Source organism: Desulfotignum phosphitoxidans DSM 13687 (assembly GCF_000350545.1).
Classification (GTDB): Bacteria; Desulfobacterota; Desulfobacteria; order Desulfobacterales; family Desulfobacteraceae; genus Desulfotignum; species Desulfotignum phosphitoxidans.
In genome coordinates this window covers 665,073-681,306 of sequence record NZ_APJX01000001.1, presented here as the reverse complement: position 1 = coordinate 681,306, position 16,234 = coordinate 665,073, and the positions used below count along the sequence as shown (strand labels likewise).

The 16,234-nt window shown below is 46.1% G+C and carries 16 protein-coding genes and 1 riboswitch; of the genes, 5 read left to right on the top strand and 11 right to left on the bottom strand.

Going from position 1 to position 16,234, the window contains the following annotated elements; genetic code table 11:
- Window positions 1-144 precede the first annotated feature (144 nt).
- Together DPO_RS03225 and DPO_RS24410 are read right to left on the bottom strand one after the other, a co-directional pair.
- A complete protein-coding gene (locus DPO_RS03225) occupies window positions 145-588 on the bottom strand; it encodes an amidophosphoribosyltransferase (RefSeq protein ID WP_236609882.1) in 444 nt (147 codons plus the stop codon).
- A gap of 113 nt (window positions 589-701) precedes the next feature.
- Window positions 702-1,988, bottom strand: coding sequence for an IS1380 family transposase (locus DPO_RS24410; protein ID WP_236609898.1), 1,287 nt, complete (start codon window positions 1,986-1,988; stop codon window positions 702-704).
- A 1,407-nt stretch (window positions 1,989-3,395) separates the two neighbouring features.
- Here DPO_RS24410 and DPO_RS03205 point away from each other — a divergent pair.
- The 5 genes from DPO_RS03205 to DPO_RS26685 are packed head-to-tail and all read left to right on the top strand — an operon-like array spanning window position 3,396 to window position 6,720.
- Window positions 3,396-4,844: an IS481 family transposase gene (locus tag DPO_RS03205; protein ID WP_006964246.1), complete on the top strand. Its 1,449-nt coding sequence runs from the start codon at window positions 3,396-3,398 to the stop codon at window positions 4,842-4,844.
- Entirely contained in the window at window positions 4,837-5,667 is an 831-nt protein-coding gene (locus DPO_RS03200; RefSeq protein ID WP_040011414.1) for an ExeA family protein, read from the top strand. Before DPO_RS03205 ends, DPO_RS03200 begins: the two co-directional genes overlap by 8 nt.
- Window positions 5,668-5,709: 42 nt before the next feature.
- Window positions 5,710-5,892, top strand: coding sequence for a hypothetical protein (locus DPO_RS03195; RefSeq protein WP_006964244.1), 183 nt, complete (start codon window positions 5,710-5,712; stop codon window positions 5,890-5,892).
- A 37-nt stretch (window positions 5,893-5,929) separates the two neighbouring features.
- Entirely contained in the window at window positions 5,930-6,439 is a 510-nt protein-coding gene (locus DPO_RS03190) for a DNA-primase RepB domain-containing protein (RefSeq protein WP_006964243.1), read from the top strand.
- 56 nt (window positions 6,440-6,495) lie between these two features.
- Window positions 6,496-6,720, top strand: coding sequence for a hypothetical protein (locus DPO_RS26685; protein WP_152427739.1), 225 nt, complete (start codon window positions 6,496-6,498; stop codon window positions 6,718-6,720).
- A 169-nt stretch (window positions 6,721-6,889) separates the two neighbouring features.
- On the opposite strand, the gene DPO_RS03185 is transcribed toward DPO_RS26685, so the two are convergent.
- The 9 genes from DPO_RS03185 to DPO_RS03145 form a co-directional block, all read right to left on the bottom strand.
- On the bottom strand, window positions 6,890-7,486 hold the full coding sequence (locus tag DPO_RS03185) for an amidophosphoribosyltransferase (RefSeq protein ID WP_006964242.1): 597 nt from the start codon (window positions 7,484-7,486) through the stop codon (window positions 6,890-6,892).
- Window positions 7,487-7,998: 512 nt separating this feature from the next.
- On the bottom strand, window positions 7,999-9,282 hold the full coding sequence (gene thiC / locus DPO_RS03180) for a phosphomethylpyrimidine synthase ThiC (RefSeq protein ID WP_006964241.1): 1,284 nt from the start codon (window positions 9,280-9,282) through the stop codon (window positions 7,999-8,001).
- Window positions 9,283-10,317, bottom strand: a complete 1,035-nt coding sequence (gene thiE, locus DPO_RS24400; RefSeq protein WP_006964240.1) for a thiamine phosphate synthase — start codon at window positions 10,315-10,317, stop codon at window positions 9,283-9,285.
- 5 nt (window positions 10,318-10,322) lie between these two features.
- Window positions 10,323-10,853: a sulfur carrier protein ThiS adenylyltransferase ThiF gene (gene thiF, locus DPO_RS03170; RefSeq protein WP_006964239.1), complete on the bottom strand. Its 531-nt coding sequence runs from the start codon at window positions 10,851-10,853 to the stop codon at window positions 10,323-10,325.
- Window positions 10,850-11,959, bottom strand: a complete 1,110-nt coding sequence (gene thiH / locus DPO_RS03165; protein ID WP_006964238.1) for a 2-iminoacetate synthase ThiH — start codon at window positions 11,957-11,959, stop codon at window positions 10,850-10,852. Before thiH ends, thiF begins: the two co-directional genes overlap by 4 nt.
- A 4-nt stretch (window positions 11,960-11,963) precedes the next feature.
- Entirely contained in the window at window positions 11,964-12,746 is a 783-nt protein-coding gene (locus DPO_RS03160; RefSeq protein ID WP_006964237.1) for a thiazole synthase, read from the bottom strand.
- The gene (thiS, locus tag DPO_RS03155; protein WP_006964236.1) at window positions 12,747-12,944 is read right to left on the bottom strand and encodes a sulfur carrier protein ThiS; all 198 of its coding nucleotides are present in this window, start codon (window positions 12,942-12,944) and stop codon (window positions 12,747-12,749) included.
- A gap of 90 nt (window positions 12,945-13,034) precedes the next feature.
- A riboswitch (TPP riboswitch) is annotated at window positions 13,035-13,143 on the bottom strand.
- A gap of 82 nt (window positions 13,144-13,225) precedes the next feature.
- Window positions 13,226-14,953, bottom strand: a complete 1,728-nt coding sequence (locus DPO_RS03150; protein WP_006964235.1) for an aldehyde ferredoxin oxidoreductase family protein — start codon at window positions 14,951-14,953, stop codon at window positions 13,226-13,228.
- A 507-nt stretch (window positions 14,954-15,460) separates the two neighbouring features.
- Window positions 15,461-16,177 carry an HAD-IA family hydrolase gene (locus DPO_RS03145; protein WP_006964234.1) on the bottom strand — a complete coding sequence of 239 codons (717 nt, stop codon included), beginning with the start codon at window positions 16,175-16,177 and terminating at the stop codon, window positions 15,461-15,463.
- Window positions 16,178-16,234: the final 57 nt, after the last annotated feature.

Here is a 16,234-nt window from a genome sequence, read left to right as displayed (position 1 = left end):
TGGTTCAACGGCTCGGGGAGCGGGGTGGCAAATTCACCTTTAAACTGGAATCAGTCGCGGGGATTCTTATATGTCAGGTGCATAGTTCTTTTTTGTCGAATTCTAAGATGACGCAGATTGACAGAACTGAAGTTTGAAAGCGCTCTAAAAATAGCTGGAGCCATCCCAGCAATGTGTACATAATTTTTCTTTGGGCATACCAATGGCAGCTATAAGATCATCTAATTTCTGATATCTAAGGCTGGTTAGGGTGAGTTCATCAATAATTTTTGCAATCATGGCACTATGTCTATCCGAGCCATCAATGGCATAATCAGTTAGGTCTGTGTCCTCAGTTCCTTCAATTTGATAAATGGCTTTCCTACCTGCCAAATCAAGTGCTGACCTGGATGTTGAAAAATTGAGGAATTCACATGGATGAATCAGGCATGGACAGGCGATTCTCATGTGAACATCTCTGGCGCCGTATTCATACAATATCTTTGTATTGTCTCTAAGCTGGGTACCCCGTACAACAGAATCATCGCAGAATATAATTCGTTTTCCTTCGATAATACTCCTGTTAGGAATTAATTTCATTCGTGCCACAAGGTCTCGCATTTCCTGGTTTTGAGGCATGAAGCTTCTCGGCCAGGTCGGTGTATATTTAACCTTAACGTTGCATAAAAATTTGTAAAAATTACTGTCAAAAATTGCTCAAATCAAGCAGCCTCAAGCAATTTGCCTACAAGATGCATCAGATCCTTTTTTACAGCATGGTTCCCACTCATTATCAGGGTGAGTTTGCCCTGAGGCTTGATAAATCGGCCTGCCCTTTGAAGGATCTGATGACGGATTGTATCAAGTCTTTTGAATGTCCATCCTGCCGGGCGTTTGGGTCTGGCGTGTGTTTTACCCGGATTTGCAACCATCTGCATCTCACGGGATAAGTTGTGGGCCATCATCGATGCCAGAGTGAAAATCCGGTTGGCATTGAGTCTTTTGCATGGGATAACGCTGAGGGCCGTGTCATTTTTGGCATTTCCAAACAAAAGCTCCTGAGATCCGCGACCATTATGGAACAGGACGACTGCTTTTGCCGATTCCGTTTTGTTGGTGACGATCGCCTTGTATTGGTACTGTTCAGAGACCGGCTCAAAAAGATCCAGCTGAAGAGCGCCTTTTTGAATCTTTTTCACTTTTTTTCTGGTGAAAACAAACCGATACCGGCTGTTCCAGGATTTTGGTTTCCACAGAGTTTCAAAATACGACCATTTTTCATCAATATCGATCCATGAATCGCAGGTTTCGATCAATTGTTTGAGTTCTGTAAACCGGTAAAAAGGAACGGATGCGGTGAAACTGATCCGTCTTTCGGACATCATATCAATGATTTTCTGGTTGAAAAATGCCCCATCCATGCGGGATTCAATGATTGATCCTGGAAATTGACACCGGATATGCTCAAAACATTTTTGCATGAATTCAGGGGCGCCATTTGAATCATGGACATTGCCGGGACGATGGTGCATATCAAAAAACTGTCCGGTCTGGGCAATGGTACAAAACAAAGGATAATAACTTCTGGCCCCTTTTCTGGATTTGTTGAAACCAACGGCGGTACCCTGGGCATGGCCTTTTGTCGACAATACAGACCCGTCGAAATCCAGGGTCAGGCGCGGGAACTGTTCCCGCACAAGGCCCTCAACAACAAGGGAACGGGACAGATCCTGCACGTTATCAACACTGGCATCATCCATTTGGGAAAGATTCCTTGAAATGGTCGATACATCCGGAAGGGATCTGAGCCCCAATGTCCGGAGAATCATTGGATCGTCTTTGTAATAGACAATTTCACGCAACCGCCTGAAACCCAGAATCAAATGGGTGATCAGAAGCATCACCACCAAATGATGACCAAATATTGGGGATATCTTCAGATGGGAAAAGCATCCTTTCAACCTTTTTCTCAGGCCAAGCCGTTTGAACAGAAGCTGGAAAACAATCATACCGGAAAAAGAGGTCAATTCCTGGTCTTCAAAACGGATTGTCGGAATTTTGTGGAATTTAGCAAAAATTTGTGCTTTACTGGACTTCACTTGAGGTGGCCTCCTGAATTCGGTTGTTTTTGGTTCGTCAAACTCATTATAACCTTTATTCATGGGGCTCCTCAAGTCTTTTTCTACCTATTTCCTACTTTTTTATGCAATGTCAGGGTTAACATAGGGTCTCATATATGGGATTTTGCTTTCATTAGAGAATCCTATGGCGTGGCCAATTCCGGAATCCGGAATACCGGCAACGAAATCAGCAGTGGAGGTCTCTCTTTTGGCAAGGGCGGTCCCGCAATTGTACCGAACTTGTTCTGTGTTAATGCCTTCATAGCTCGATACAGGATACCCATAGTAGACCCATAGGAATGAACAAACCTGCATTTTATCACCAGGTGCTTTAAGCTGTTCATACCCATCTGGTGTTATTTTAACAATTTCATCAGGACCAACAAAATAGTCAGTTTCAAACCCAAGGTTGGAAAAAGCAGTTGATTCAGAACTTGAGTGCAGACTCAAAAAATGATGGAAAATATTGCAAAAATGGTCCAGAAAAGTGAGGGAAAAAGAAAGGAGCCCCCTCACGTTTCTTGGCTGATGCGTTGATAGAGGGCTCCTGCCACATTAACCAATGGCGGGACCATGATATCACTATATGTGCTTACTCAACAATCATTATTTTCTCTTCTTCATCAAATTGACTTGGATCTGGCGAGGCAAACCAAAGAACGCCGCTGCCCTATTGTGGGGGACCGTTGCACTATGCCAACTACTGGCGTAAACCGCGTGGCGGCCCTCCAGATCTTGAAACACTCTTTGAGCTTCGTTACAGCCTTTGCTGCGGGCGCGAAGGATGCCGCCGGCGCGTCATGCCTCCATCGGTCAGGTTTTGGGACCGCCGGGTGTATTGGGCTCCTGTGATTTTGTTGCTCACCGCCATTCGTCAGGGAAAAAATCCGGATGCAACCTTGGAACGTCTAAAGGGGATTTGCGGAGTTTGGAGATCCACTGTCAATCGCTGGAGGGATTATTTTTTAGAAATTTTTCCAGACAGCTGTGCCTGGCGCCGCCTTTCGGGTCATTTTCTGGAAAGGAAAAGGAGTCGCCTGATTCATGACCTGTTATCCAGCTACTATCGGGAGATACAGCCACCGGAAGCTGCAATGGTCAAGTGTCTCCAAGTTCTTGCTATGGGACCTTGAAAGCCAGGATATTTGAGGATCTTCTCCGTTGATCGCCGATCACGCAGAAGTTGGGCTGATTCCAGGAGAGAATCAATTTGTTACAAGGTGTCAACTCACGGTTTTGCCCCCGTTTATCTCCATGGTGGAGTCCGGAGGAAGCAAAATCGAAAGGAGAGACACCATGAACAACACGCAAGCGCCTATTTGGCGACGCTGGGGACAATTTCGTTTCTCAGTGATTGGTGAACTGTTGTCCAGCCCGCCTGCCAAGGGGCAACTGCAGCAGGCTATTCAACGGCTTTCACAAAAAATCTATCAACACCCCATTGATGAAGACCAGAGATTCACACTGGGTGCATCGACCATTGAACGGTGGTATTATAAAGCCAAAGAGGTTGATGATCCGGTAGCTGTTCTGGGGCGAAAACCTCGATCCGATGCCGGGATACGCTGGTCCATGCCCCAAGCACTGCTGGATGCTTTAAAAGCCCAGTATCAAAAGTATCCCCGCTGGACTGCGCAATTGCACTACGACAACCTGAAAGTTGTGGTGCAGGAAAAGCCTGAATTAGGAAAATTGCCCAGCTACAAGACTGTATTACGGTGCATGCGGGATAACGGTTGGTGGAAATCCCGTGAACCGGCCCAGCCTTCGCCCGGGCAAGTACAGGCTGCCAGGCACCTTGAAAACCGGGAAGTGAGAGGGTTTGAAATATCTTTCCTTCACGGCCTTTGGCATCTTGATTTTCACCATGCAAAAGTTCGCATTCTTGATGCATCCGGGAACTGGCTTCAGCCCATGGTACTGGCGATCCTTGATGACCATTCCCGTATTTGCTGTCACCTGCAGTTTTATCTGGCCGAGACTGCGGAGTGTCTGGTCCATGGGCTGGTCCAGGCTTTTATGAAACGGGGGCTGCCCAGGTCATTGATGACCGATAACGGATCGGCAATGTTGGCAGAGGAAACCACACAGGGTCTTGCCCGTCTGGGCATTGATCACAAAACCACTTTGCCTTACTCCCCCTATCAAAATGGTAAGCAGGAAGTCTTCTGGGGCCAGCTTGAGGGACGTCTTTTGGAGCTGGTACGCAAACATAAGGACTTGAAACTGTCCTTTTTAAATCAGGCAGCCCAAGCCTGGGTTGAACAAGATTACCATCGCAGATTCAACCGGGAGATACAATCAACCCCTTTAGACCGCCTTCTTAACGGTAAAAGCGTCGCCAGAAATGTCCCGGACAGTGAGGGCCTCCGCCTTGCCTTTACACGCAGGGTGACTCGGAAACCCAGGCGCAGTGATGCTACCGTCGCTGTTGGCGGCATTCGCTATGAACTGCCTGCCAGGTTCGGCCACATGGAATCGGTTGCCTTACGGGCTCCCGGCTGGGATAGAAGTCAGTTGACTCTGGTAGACCCCGGGACCGATGCCCCCCTTGCACAGCTGGCACCCCAGGATAAAACGGCCAATGCGTCAGGAAAACGCCGGGTGATTTCCCCTGAAATCTCCCTGACAGATCCTGTTGATACACTTGAATACCCGGCACTGCTAAAAAAGTGGATGGCCGATCACGCAGCCACCGGACTGCCGCCTGCTTATTTGCCCAAGGAGGAAAACACCATTGAATAACATTGATATTAAAAGCCTGTATGGCCTCAAGTATAATCCTTTTTTGCCAAACATTCCTGAGGAGGCTCTTTATATGCTTCCCGGCTCAGAGACGTTTGAGCTTCGTATCCGTTCCATGGCCCGACAGGGCGGCTTTGCTTTGATTACCGGAGAACCCGGATTGGGCAAAAGCAAGACCCTGCATAAAATGGCTTACGGCCTGGAAAAAGTCCCTGATCTTGCCGTCGGGGTTATGCAACGTCCTCAAAGCAGGCTGGGAGATTTTTACAGGGAGCTTGGAGAACTGTTTAATGTAGCGCTTTCACCTGCCAACAGGTATGGAGGCTTTAAGACCCTTCGAGAACGCTGGATACATCATTGCCAGAGCACTTTGTTTAAACCGGTTCTGCTCATTGATGAGGCCCAGCATGTCTCTGACGAATGCCTGACAGAATTAAGAATCCTTCAAAGCCACCAGTTTGATTCACAAAACCTTTTGTTTACGATACTTTGTGGAGATAACAGGCTTCCTGAGAGATTTCGTTCACCGGAACTGTTGCCTTTGGGAAGCCGGATCGGCCCTAGATTGGTTCTTGAACCGCTTACTCCGGATCAGTTGCAGGAATACCTTCATTTTGCACTGGATCAAGCAGGAAACAGCCAATTGATGTCCGAAGAATTGATACGGACTCTGGCCGGTCATGCCGCCAACAATCTGCGGATTCTCAACCAGATGGCTGCAGAGCTTCTTAATACTGCCGCAGTGAAAGAACTGCCAAAAATAGATGAGGCCTTATTCTTCCAATTGTTTTCACCCAGCCGATCCAGACCCAAACGGAATTGATTTTTTTCCAGACAACCACCCAAAAAATAATAGGAAGACAATATGAGTATTTATGATGATCCTGATATTACATTTGAGGAAATTGCCATAGAATTAGGATATCTGATGCGCGACATAGCCGTTACTGGACTTAAAAGTTTGAATCGGGAATATCGGGAGTTCAGGAAATTCCAAATGGAACAGGATGCAAAGCAAAATCCCATAGACCACGACGAGTGGAAATAATGAATATGCCCGGACTTCATGGTCCGGGCACATACCCATGGAAAGAATTTTATGGAAAATCTGTAATTATTTTAACCATCGCTTCACCTTGGCTGTCCTTGATGAATCAACAGGCAGATGGCCAGTCGCCTTTTCTCTTAAAAACATCCCCTATCTTAAAGCCGAAAATGCCGGCGGCAGACACATCCTGATTAAACCGGATTCTGCCATCCAGCCTTATTACTTTCTTGCAGACGATTTAGACAGCGACCTGCTTACCCGGCATCACCAATTAAAACCGAAAGTTTTTAAACCCGGCAGAATGGTCATAGAAACTTCGCCCGGCAATTATCAGGTATGGATTCATAGCTCTCGTCCCCTTGACCTTGCTGAAAAACGGTATTGGCTGGAAAAAATGCACAGCGACCCCGGCGCAGACCCTAAAAATAGATGGGGGAGGTGCCCCGGGTTCAGGAACAGAAAGGAAAAACACAAAACGCCTTCGGGACAGTACCCATTGGCAAAACTTGTATGGGTTGATTGGAAACGCCAGGCGAATATACCCTGAAATAAAACTATCCTCCTGTTCTCAAAAGGCTTTTTCCCATCAAACCCCGGGGGGGCGTGTGTCATAAAAACAATATTACCCGGCCCCTTTATGATAAAGGTAATGAATCCGCCACTGATTTTGCATATGCTTTGGCTCTCTATCGAAGAGGATTTATCCGAACGGAAATCTACAATCGTATTATCCAGGAAAGACAGGATTGGCGTAATCATGCAGGTGAACAAAAAAAAATACATTATCTGACGAGGACTTTATTGAAAGCAGAAAAAATTATTGGCTGAAATCGGAGGCATTTGGTTTTTGATCTCGCCCTGCTTTATCGTGAAAATTCTCAGAAAGAATGATTCTAATTGCCGCTTCTTCTCGTTTTTTTACCTTATTCAAAACTTCCGCTTATACCTTAAAAAAACGGCCGATGAGCGCAGCGCATCCCTCATCTTTGTTGACCATCTATCCATCAACTTGCGAGTCCGCGCTCAAACTGGCGGCAAAGGCATTGTGTCTTTTGCCGATAATGATAGGAGTTCTCCCTAATCTGTCCCTCGCAGCAAATATACATGTCGAGGTCAGTACCAGCATAGAACATGAGCCTTTAATTATTGCCTGTGCATTTGATATGCCTTCAGTGACGGATCCTTTTTGATTGATCAAAATGGCAACAAGCTCTGAAGGATTAATATCCCCTTGGCTGGATTCTGCAAAATGAACGTTGTCTGAAAAGGCTTTTTTGGTCAATTCATCAATGTTGGCAATTTTCCCAACGGTAACAACTGCAAATTTGCCAAGATGAGAATGAATGAGAATAGGTTGGGAATCAGTGTCGCTGATGACACCGATACCCATGTTTCCTGTTAATGTATCAACGTCAGATTCAAATTTTGTTCGAAAGTATGCATTTTCGAGATTGTGTATTCTTCTACTGAATTTCTCTTTGTTTACTGTGGCAATCCCACCGCGTTTGGTACCCAGATGAGACAGATAATCCGTTCCGTAAAAAAGTTCTTTATTGCAATTTTCATTTGAAGCGCAACCAAAAAAACCACCCATTTTCTCGCTCTCTTTTTAATTGAATACCTAATTTAACCATTCCTGACCTGACCAATAAATAATTATTGCTTTAAGATGTCAAACAAATAGTAACATCTGAAACTAACGTCCCAAAAAACTGGAGCCTGGACAAGTCAGTTTTTTGTGCAATACCATACTTGCTAGCCGTGAGCAGCCTTTTTCCAGCGATTTTCCGACTGTTTTGGTTATCCTAAAAATTCGACGAAACAGATTGGATTGGCAGGGATATTCTGGGGTGCCCATTCACCTAAAAAAAGGACCTCACCTCCAAGTAGTCCTCGCTTTTTTTGTTTACATTACACAAAAACTAAAAACAATTCAACGCGATAACCTAATAAGCATTTGACGCGATAGCCAAAAAATAACAATTATCCATACATTTAACTATATGGTTTAAAACAATGCCAACGCCACAAGAAAAATCAAATGCTTTTGGTGTGTTTTTATAATGCTTTCCCTTTTGATCATTCCTTCTTAAAGGAATTCAAAGTTCATAAAAGAGCCTTCACCCGTTTCACCGCACAAAAATCGCCGCACATGGTGCAGACGTCTTCTTCCGACGGTTGGGATAACTTTCTGTATTCTTGGGCCTTCTCAGGGTCCATGGCGCATTTGAACTGACCGTCCCAGTCAAGTGTACCTCTTGCCTTGCTCATCTTATGATCGATTTCGTCAGCACCTTTCAGCCCCTTGGCCAGATCGCCTGCGTGGGCTGCTATACGGGAAGCCATGATTCCTTCTTTCACATCATCGGCCGTTGGCAGGCGAAGATGTTCGGCAGGGGTCACATAGCACAAAAAATCCGCCCCGTGCATGGCGGCCAGCGCCCCGCCGATGGCGGACGTAATATGATCGTAACCAGGAGCGATATCGGTCACCAAGGGACCCAAAACATAAAAGGGCGCATTATGGCAGAGTTTTTTCTGCAGTTTCATGTTCATCTCCACCTCGTGCAGGGGCACATGACCCGGTCCTTCGATCATCACCTGGACATTACGGCCCCAGGCGTGTTTGGTCAGTTCACCCAGGGTAATCAGCTCTTCAATCTGGGGGGCGTCCGTTGAGTCCTTGATCGCTCCGGGCCGAAGACCGTCGCCAAGGCTGATGCAGACATCATGTGCCTCGCAGATATCCAGCAGCCGGTCAAAATGCTCATAAAAAGGATTTTCATTGCCTGTTTTAGCCATCCACTCAAAAAGAATCGCCCCGCCCCGGCTCACAATACCGCACAACCGCGGATTGGTCCGAATACTTTGGGCACATTTGCTGTTCAATCCTGCATGGATGGTTATAAAATCGATCCCGTTCTTTGCATGGATTTCAACCGTTTCAAACCAGTCCTCAATGGTGACCTCTTCGGTGGGCTTTTGTGTTCTTGTAAGTGTGTCGTAAATGGGGACCGTACCGATCATCACAGGTACTTCGGCCACCAAGCGTTTGCGGAACCCTTTCGTATTCCCGGAGACACTCAAATCCATTACCGCATCAGCTTTATAATCCAGTGCCATTTTGGCCTTGTTCAGCTCTGCATCAAAAGAACAGACATCTTTGGATACCCCCAAGTTTACATTGATCTTGGTTTTTAATCCCTGTCCCACGCCGGCTGCTTTCAGGTTCAAATGATTTTTATTGGCCGGGATCGCGATGTGCCCTTTGGCAACACGGTCCATCAAATCCTGTTTTGAAATGGGTTCATCCTCCAGTACCTGTTCCATCTGTGGGGTGAATATCCCTTTTCTTGCCGCATCAATCTGGGTTTTATACGCTTGGCTCATTTACACATCTCCTATTATATCTTTTATTTCTTTAATTCTCTTTTCAATATTGTCCGCCCCGATGATTTCGGTCACCAGACAGATTGTTTTTGCACCCTTTGCTGCCACCTCTGCAAGATTGTGCCGTTTAATCCCGCCGATGGCCACAAAGGGAATATCATGGGTGGCAACCACATGCTCCAGGTATGAAAGCCCCACTGCATTACAGACATCTTCTTTGGTTTGTGTCGTATAAATAGGTCCCACACCAATATAATCGGCCCCGTCTTCCACCGCTTTTTTCGCCTGCGCCGGTGAATGGGTGGAACATCCGACCATCATTTCGGGGCACAGTTTTTTCACTTCGGGGATCGGCAGGTCATCCTGCCCCTGTTGGACACCATCCGCTCCCACCATCAGGGCAATCGCCACATGGTCATTGATAATAAAAGGCACATTGGCATCCGCCGTAATTTTCCTTATCTGCTCGCACTCGTTGAGCATCTCCTTAAAACTTTTATCTTTCACTTTTTCCCGGTATTGAAGGATATCGATACCGGCATCCACCATGGCCCTGGCCACCTCCACATTGGTCCGGCCAAGGGAAAATTTTTCACCCAGAATGCCGTAAATTCCACTGGGAAAAGATTTGGCAAACAATCGCAGGCACCTTCTCTCCAGTGAATAGGTGTCAAAACGCAGGGTTTCCACATATTTACCGTCTTTGTGTTCTCCAATTGCTTTCAGGTGCTCCTCTATGGAACGCAGCGCCTCCTGAACCCTCCTAAAATTGGACAGGACTATATCCTTTTCATCTGTTCTTGTATCGGACATTGACTCTGCGGATGTAACGGTTCCTACATCCCTGTCCGCCTGCCGCGACGCCAGAAGCAGGGACTGCCTGTCCTTGAAAAGATCCCGAATTTTGTGCCGAACACCCCGAAGATCGGCAGAAATCCTGGCATGGTCAAACCGGAACCTTGCCATATCTTCCAGCACCCGCAGCCCTTCCGAAGAACGGTTGATATTGGCATCAAGGGCTCTGATTAATTTCATTAGGTTTATTCCTTTGCATATTTTAAGACAATAGATGCCATATGGGCAGCCACCAGAGCGATCTTGGGCGGGAAAAGCGCATGATCGCCCTGGTCTGAAACAAAATCTCCCACTACCTGGCAGCTGCCTATTTTTTTTGTTGTCACGCTGGTCAAATCCCAGCCTGCGATACCCGAGGCCGATACCATCATTTTTCCGGTGTCGGACATCTCCTCGATCAGCATTTTTTTGAGCTGCTTTTGATCAAACCCTTCCACCACGACATCACAGTCCCGGAAAATATGGGCAGCATCACCAGGTCCGATTTTCATATCAACCGTTTCGATCTCCATGTCCGGATTGATCGCCAGAAGATTATCTTTGAGGCAGTCTGTTTTTTTCAGGCTCGCCTGGTCTGTCCTATAGAACTGACGGTTGAGATTGGAAACTTCCACGCAGTCAAAATCGGCAATAACAAGTGTCTTTACACCGGTCTGTGCCAGGTGGCGTGCCACATTGGACCCGATACCGCCCACCCCTGCAATGCCGACTTTCATCTCAAAATCTCCCAGTCTTTAAAAACCGGCTGAAACCCGCTTTCTTTAATCATCCGGGTGATCTGATCCACACTTCTGTCATCGGTCACTTCAAACTGAACCGTACTGTCGTCAAGATTCTGAGAATAACCGCCCACATCCGTTCTTGATCCGGCTGAATACCGGGTCGCCCCGAGATGAATAAGGCGGTCTCTGAATGCTGCCGATTCCCGGGTGGATATGGTGAGCCCCAGACGCGGCATAAACAGCCGCCAGGCCAGCATTACCTGTACAAAGTCAATATCTGAAAGCATATGTCTGGGGGCGATGCCGCCCTCTGCCTTGGTCATCCGGGGAAGCGACAAAGAGATTTCCACATCCGGAAATTTCTGTTCCAGGTACTTGGCATGCAGCCCTGCCATAAAGGCCTCAACCTTGGGTTGGCCAAGCCCGAACAGCGCCCCGATATTGACCGCCCGAAATCCGGCCCTTGCCCCTCTTTCCGGGGTCTTCAGCCGCCAGTTATAATCGGCCTTCCTGCCACCCGGATGCACCTGCCTGTATATTTCCCGGTTATATACCTCCTGGTAAATGGTCAGTGAATCCGCACCTGCTGCGATCAACGTTTTGTAATCATCTTCATCCATGGGAAACATTTCCAGTGCAATGGATGAAAAATATTTCTTTAAAATCCCCATGGTGACTGTAAGGTACGTCATCGGTGTTTTTGCGGGTGCTTCGCCTGTCAGAACCAGGATATGCCGGATGCCGGTATTTGCAATGGCAGCGGCTTCCTGGTCAATCTGTTCCGGGGTCAGTTTGTTTCGTTTAAACGTTGTATGGGTGTTAAAACCGCAATAAGTACATTGATTGGCACAATAATCCGAAATGTATAAGGGCGCATACAACCCGATCGTCCGCCCGAAATACTGCATTGTCACATTTCTCGCCTTTTGTGCCATGGGCTCTAAGAAATCCCTGGCCCTCGGTGACAGCAGGTGTAAAAGGTCCGGCACGGTTAAATGGTCCCGAAACAGGGACTGCTGGACATTCTGGGAAGTGACACTGCTGAAGAATCCTTCAAAGTCAAAGGATTCATATTCGATCACCTTATCTAAAAATGACATGTTCCTACTCCCTTAAAAAACCTGTCAACGGTGACGATGCCTGTGCAAAGATACTTTCGTCCGCCATCTTTGCAAGGTATGCCATTCGCCCGGCCCTGACAGCTAGCGCAAACGCCTCACCAGCCATGGCAGGGTCTGCACTCGTGGCAATGGCAGTATTGACCAGCACGGCATCCGCACCCATCTCCATGGCTTCAGCAGCCTGGGAGGGCCGTCCGATACCGGCATCCACAATTACAGGCAGGCTGCTTGTTTCAAGGATCATTTTAATCATGGGTTTCATTTCAAGCCCCCGGTTGGTACCGATTGGGGAGCCCAGAGGCATGACAGCCGCTGCCCCGGCATCGTGAAGCTGTTTGGTCACAGTGATATCCGGCATGTAATATGGCAGGACAATAAAACCCTCCTTGGCAAGTATTTGTGTTGCCTTGAGCGTTTCATGGTTGTCCGGCAAAAGATGCTGCATATCGGTAATCACTTCGATTTTTATAAAATCTCCGCATCCGGCTTCTCTTGCGATCCTGGCGATCCTGACCGCCTCGTTAGCTGTTCTGGCTCCAGATGTGTTGGGTAAAAGCGTTACCGCATCCGGTATATAATCCAAAATATTTTCGTGTTCCGATCCCGGGTCTACACGCCGCAGGGCCACCGTAATCATCTGGGAACCGCTGGTTTCAAGCATAGGGGTGATCAGTGTTTTCGATGCGAACTTGCCTGTCCCGGTAATCAGCCGGCATGAAAATGAAACACCACCAAGAATAAGAATATCTTTATTAATGTCAGTCATTTATCCTCCTCCTACAAAACTTAAAAGCTCAATATCGTCGCCTTCATTAATGGTGATTTTTGTCCAGGAGTTCTGTCTGATCACCTTTAAATTGACTTCAGCAACCACGGAGGCCGGATCAAGCCCTGTCCCCAAGATAAGTTCCATCAAAGTCTGCCGTTCAGATTCCACTTTTTCCCCATTCAGGCTTATTTGCATAAATATCTCCACTCAAAGAACCATTAAAATAAAAATAGTTACCTGACGGTTGGATAGAAATTTTACGGAGTGTAAAAAAGAATATAAGGAATGGATGTTTCATAAACTTTCCCTACGCCGGTACTAACCGTATCAGGTTCAAAGGGTTGAAGTTTGCAAACTTCTCTCAGCTTTTGCCAAAGCACCCCTGTAGATTTTCCCAAAATGTTCGGGCATTTCAAATCCGAGAAAACAAAGGCAGGACATTTGTCTTTATTTTCTCGGATATTTTTATTCCATTTTTAAAAGTTAAGCGTTTTCGACAACTCCTCGCTTGTAAAATCCCATTGGGTATCATGGGGAGGAAGTTTTTCATAAAACATTTCCGGTAACCGATCATCAATTTTTGTGAACCCGGCTTTTCTGTTAAATTCCTTTTCATTATTCAGAATTGATTTGCCCAGTTCAAGAACATCTGCAGGTGCCAGGGAAAGCCCATATTGTGCATTGAGCATTTCACAAATGGTGGGAAGCCCGTCATCATTGTCAAGAACGGCAAATGCAACAAAAAGGCATAAACCCGCGGCATCAACCGCGGCAGTTGCAATCTGAAGCCCCTGTGACAGTTCTATATTGCCTTCTTTTTTATGGGGATCGATGGTGCCTCCCACACTCAGGATATTTGCCGTAACGCCGTAACCTGCGGTGTGGTCCGCGCCCATGGGGGTTGTCGCATAGGTCACTCCGACTCCTTTAACCGATCTTGGATCGTAGGCTGGAAGTGCCTGGTTTTTAACGATAGGTATCCGGTCTAAACCTAATGCGTCGCCCGTGAACCCGGCACCGTTACCGATAATTTTGCCTTCAGAGGCATATTGACCGATTTTAGACAGAAGATCTATTGCCGCCTTACCGTCCCCCCATGGAATCATACCACCGTCCATCGCGACCCCTAAGGTCACCCCCATTTCTATAGTATCGAGACCAAAATCATCACACAGCCGGTCCAGCATGGCAATATCATCTAATTCTTTGATTGTCGTATGCGCACCAAATGCCCAGATAGTTTCATATTCGAATCCGCTAGTGAGGTATTTGCCTTCTTTGTTATTGTAAACATTAGAGCATTTGATCACACAACCCGGATGGCAGGGTTCTGAGATGACACCCCCTCTTTTTTCAATAATTTCAGCCATTTTCTCGCCACTGATGTCTTGGGCATGCTCAAACTGTCCGGATCTGAAGTTCTTGGTGGGAAACGCACCGGCTTCATTGATGACATTAACCAGTACTGCGGTACCAAGAGCCGGCAGGCCCTCTCCTGTCACCGGGTGCTTTCTTAACATTTCCACCCATTTTTTATTAGCCGCCTTAAAGGCTTCTTTATCTTTGATTTCGACACGGGAAGCACCTTTGTCATCTACCACGATGGCTTTGATTTTCTTTGCCCCCATAACAGCACCCAGACCGCCTCGCCCATGTGCTCGCCCCGGTCGTCCGTTCATGTCTGCCTGTTGGATACTTGCACCTTTCAGACATTGCTCTCCAGCCTGTCCGATACTGAGGACACCGACATTCTTACCATATTTTTCCCACAAGGTTTCCATGACTGCATAATTGCCCTTCCCGACAAGATCATCAGCAGGAAGGATTCTAATTCCATCTTTGTCGATGACGATGAGACTGAAATCTGATGTTTCCGGCTTGTCTTCTAAAATAATGGCTGTTATACCTAGTCTGGCAAGTTTTTGTGAAACAAGACCACCCGCGTTACTCTCTTTTATTCCCCCGGTCAATGGGGATTTGGCTCCTGCCGAAAGCCGTCCTGAATCTGCTGCGGGAGACCCTGCAAGTATACCCGGAGCAAAAATCAGTTTGTTTGCTTTTCCAAGCGGATGACAAGTGGCAGGTACTTCATCCAAAATCAATTTAGATGTCAGCGCACGCCCCCCAAGGCCTGCATAGGCATCAGTAGTTTTTTCAAAATTTAGTGTTTTTTCTCTTGTGTTAATCCTTAATAATTTCCCCATTCTTTCCTCCATGGCAAGGTTTGTAAAATGACCAGCTAACAATAAATTAGCAAACTATATGCCATGCTAAAAATATCACCATAAAAACCATCGCTTATCTCGAATATATTTCTTTTTATTTCAAAAAGTTATATTTCTTTTTCATTTTCTATAACTTCCCCTTAATGGGGTACAAAAAAGAGACAATCTGACACTTAGATAAGATCTGGATAGTTCCAAATTCGAACGATCCAGCTTCCAATTTGTTTAGTTCATCATGAATAGGGCGGCCTGGGTATTGTCCTGTTTTCGATCAGTGTTAGATTGTTGGGCAGTTATTGCAGAAATAGTTTTTACGTCTAAACTGGGATTTATCTCCAAAGAGTGCCCAAGGTTTTGAAAATAAAAAGAAATATTGGAAACTGCCATGAACGATAATGCAAAAAATAGGTCATTTATGACACTATATTCAGCCTCTTTACCTGAAATTACATACCATGGATTGAGAAAAATAGATCGCTGTGGTTCTCAATTTTGTTGTCGGAAAAATGCAAGAAGTATGTCCGGCTGTTCCCATGAATGAAGTGTTGGGCCGCGCCAATTTAATTTCAGTGATTTTCCATTATACAGTATTCCTGTCATACCGATAGACTCGGAGGCTTCAACATCGTGGGCAATAGAGTCGCCGATAATTATCGCATTCTCCGGCTTCACATTGGCTCTTTGACAGGCAATTTTAAATATTTTCGTATTTGGTTTTTCAACACCGGCCTCATAAGATATTGTTGTTGTATCAAATAGTGAATACAGGTTCAAAGCCTTCAATATGCCAGGCAACCGACTGTCCCAATTTGAAATAATCCCTACATGAACACCCATTTTTTTTAGTGTATGTAATGTATCTTCAAACCCAACGGCAAGTGTGTAAAACTCTGCTCCACCCAATCGTGTATAAATATGGGAAAAAAGCTCTTTAAAGTCTTCTTCCAGCATATTCCCAGGCAACACATCCCGAACAAATTGTTTCCAGTCTCTAATAAGAATTTCATCAGAACACTTAAAATTCCGGTCACTTTTTATGTGAAAATATTTGTCCCAAGCGTCCGGGATCTTTGCATCAATGGTTTCAGATGAAAATAGATATCCTTTTTCCTTTGCAAGTTGGGCGTAAATTTTCCCCACAGACTTGCAAGGCGATAGAAACGTATTGCCTGCATCAAAGAAAACCGTTGTTATCTTTTTCATAAAATATTTATTGTGTGCCCACTTTTTTAAACCAAAACAATTCGCTTTACAACAGCT

Bases quoted from the DNA above. Each gene is read 5' to 3' on its own strand.
- thiS (WP_006964236.1), bottom strand. From the start codon at position 12,944: ATGCAAATAAGCCTGAATGGGGAAAAAGTGGAATCTGAACGGCAGACT.
- DPO_RS03195 (WP_006964244.1), top strand. From the start codon at position 5,710: ATGAGTATTTATGATGATCCTGATATTACATTTGAGGAAATTGCCATA.
- DPO_RS03190 (WP_006964243.1), top strand. From the start codon at position 5,930: ATGGAAAGAATTTTATGGAAAATCTGTAATTATTTTAACCATCGCTTC.
- DPO_RS03150 (WP_006964235.1), bottom strand. From the start codon at position 14,953: ATGGGGAAATTATTAAGGATTAACACAAGAGAAAAAACACTAAATTTT.
- thiC (WP_006964241.1), bottom strand. From the start codon at position 9,282: ATGAGCCAAGCGTATAAAACCCAGATTGATGCGGCAAGAAAAGGGATA.
- DPO_RS03160 (WP_006964237.1), bottom strand. From the start codon at position 12,746: ATGACTGACATTAATAAAGATATTCTTATTCTTGGTGGTGTTTCATTT.
- DPO_RS03205 (WP_006964246.1), top strand. From the start codon at position 3,396: ATGAACAACACGCAAGCGCCTATTTGGCGACGCTGGGGACAATTTCGT.
- DPO_RS03185 (WP_006964242.1), bottom strand. From the start codon at position 7,486: ATGGGTGGTTTTTTTGGTTGCGCTTCAAATGAAAATTGCAATAAAGAA.
- thiF (WP_006964239.1), bottom strand. From the start codon at position 10,853: ATGAAAGTCGGCATTGCAGGGGTGGGCGGTATCGGGTCCAATGTGGCA.
- DPO_RS24410 (WP_236609898.1), bottom strand. From the start codon at position 1,988: ATGATTGTTTTCCAGCTTCTGTTCAAACGGCTTGGCCTGAGAAAAAGG.
- thiE (WP_006964240.1), bottom strand. From the start codon at position 10,317: ATGAAATTAATCAGAGCCCTTGATGCCAATATCAACCGTTCTTCGGAA.
- thiH (WP_006964238.1), bottom strand. From the start codon at position 11,959: ATGTCATTTTTAGATAAGGTGATCGAATATGAATCCTTTGACTTTGAA.
- DPO_RS03145 (WP_006964234.1), bottom strand. From the start codon at position 16,177: ATGAAAAAGATAACAACGGTTTTCTTTGATGCAGGCAATACGTTTCTA.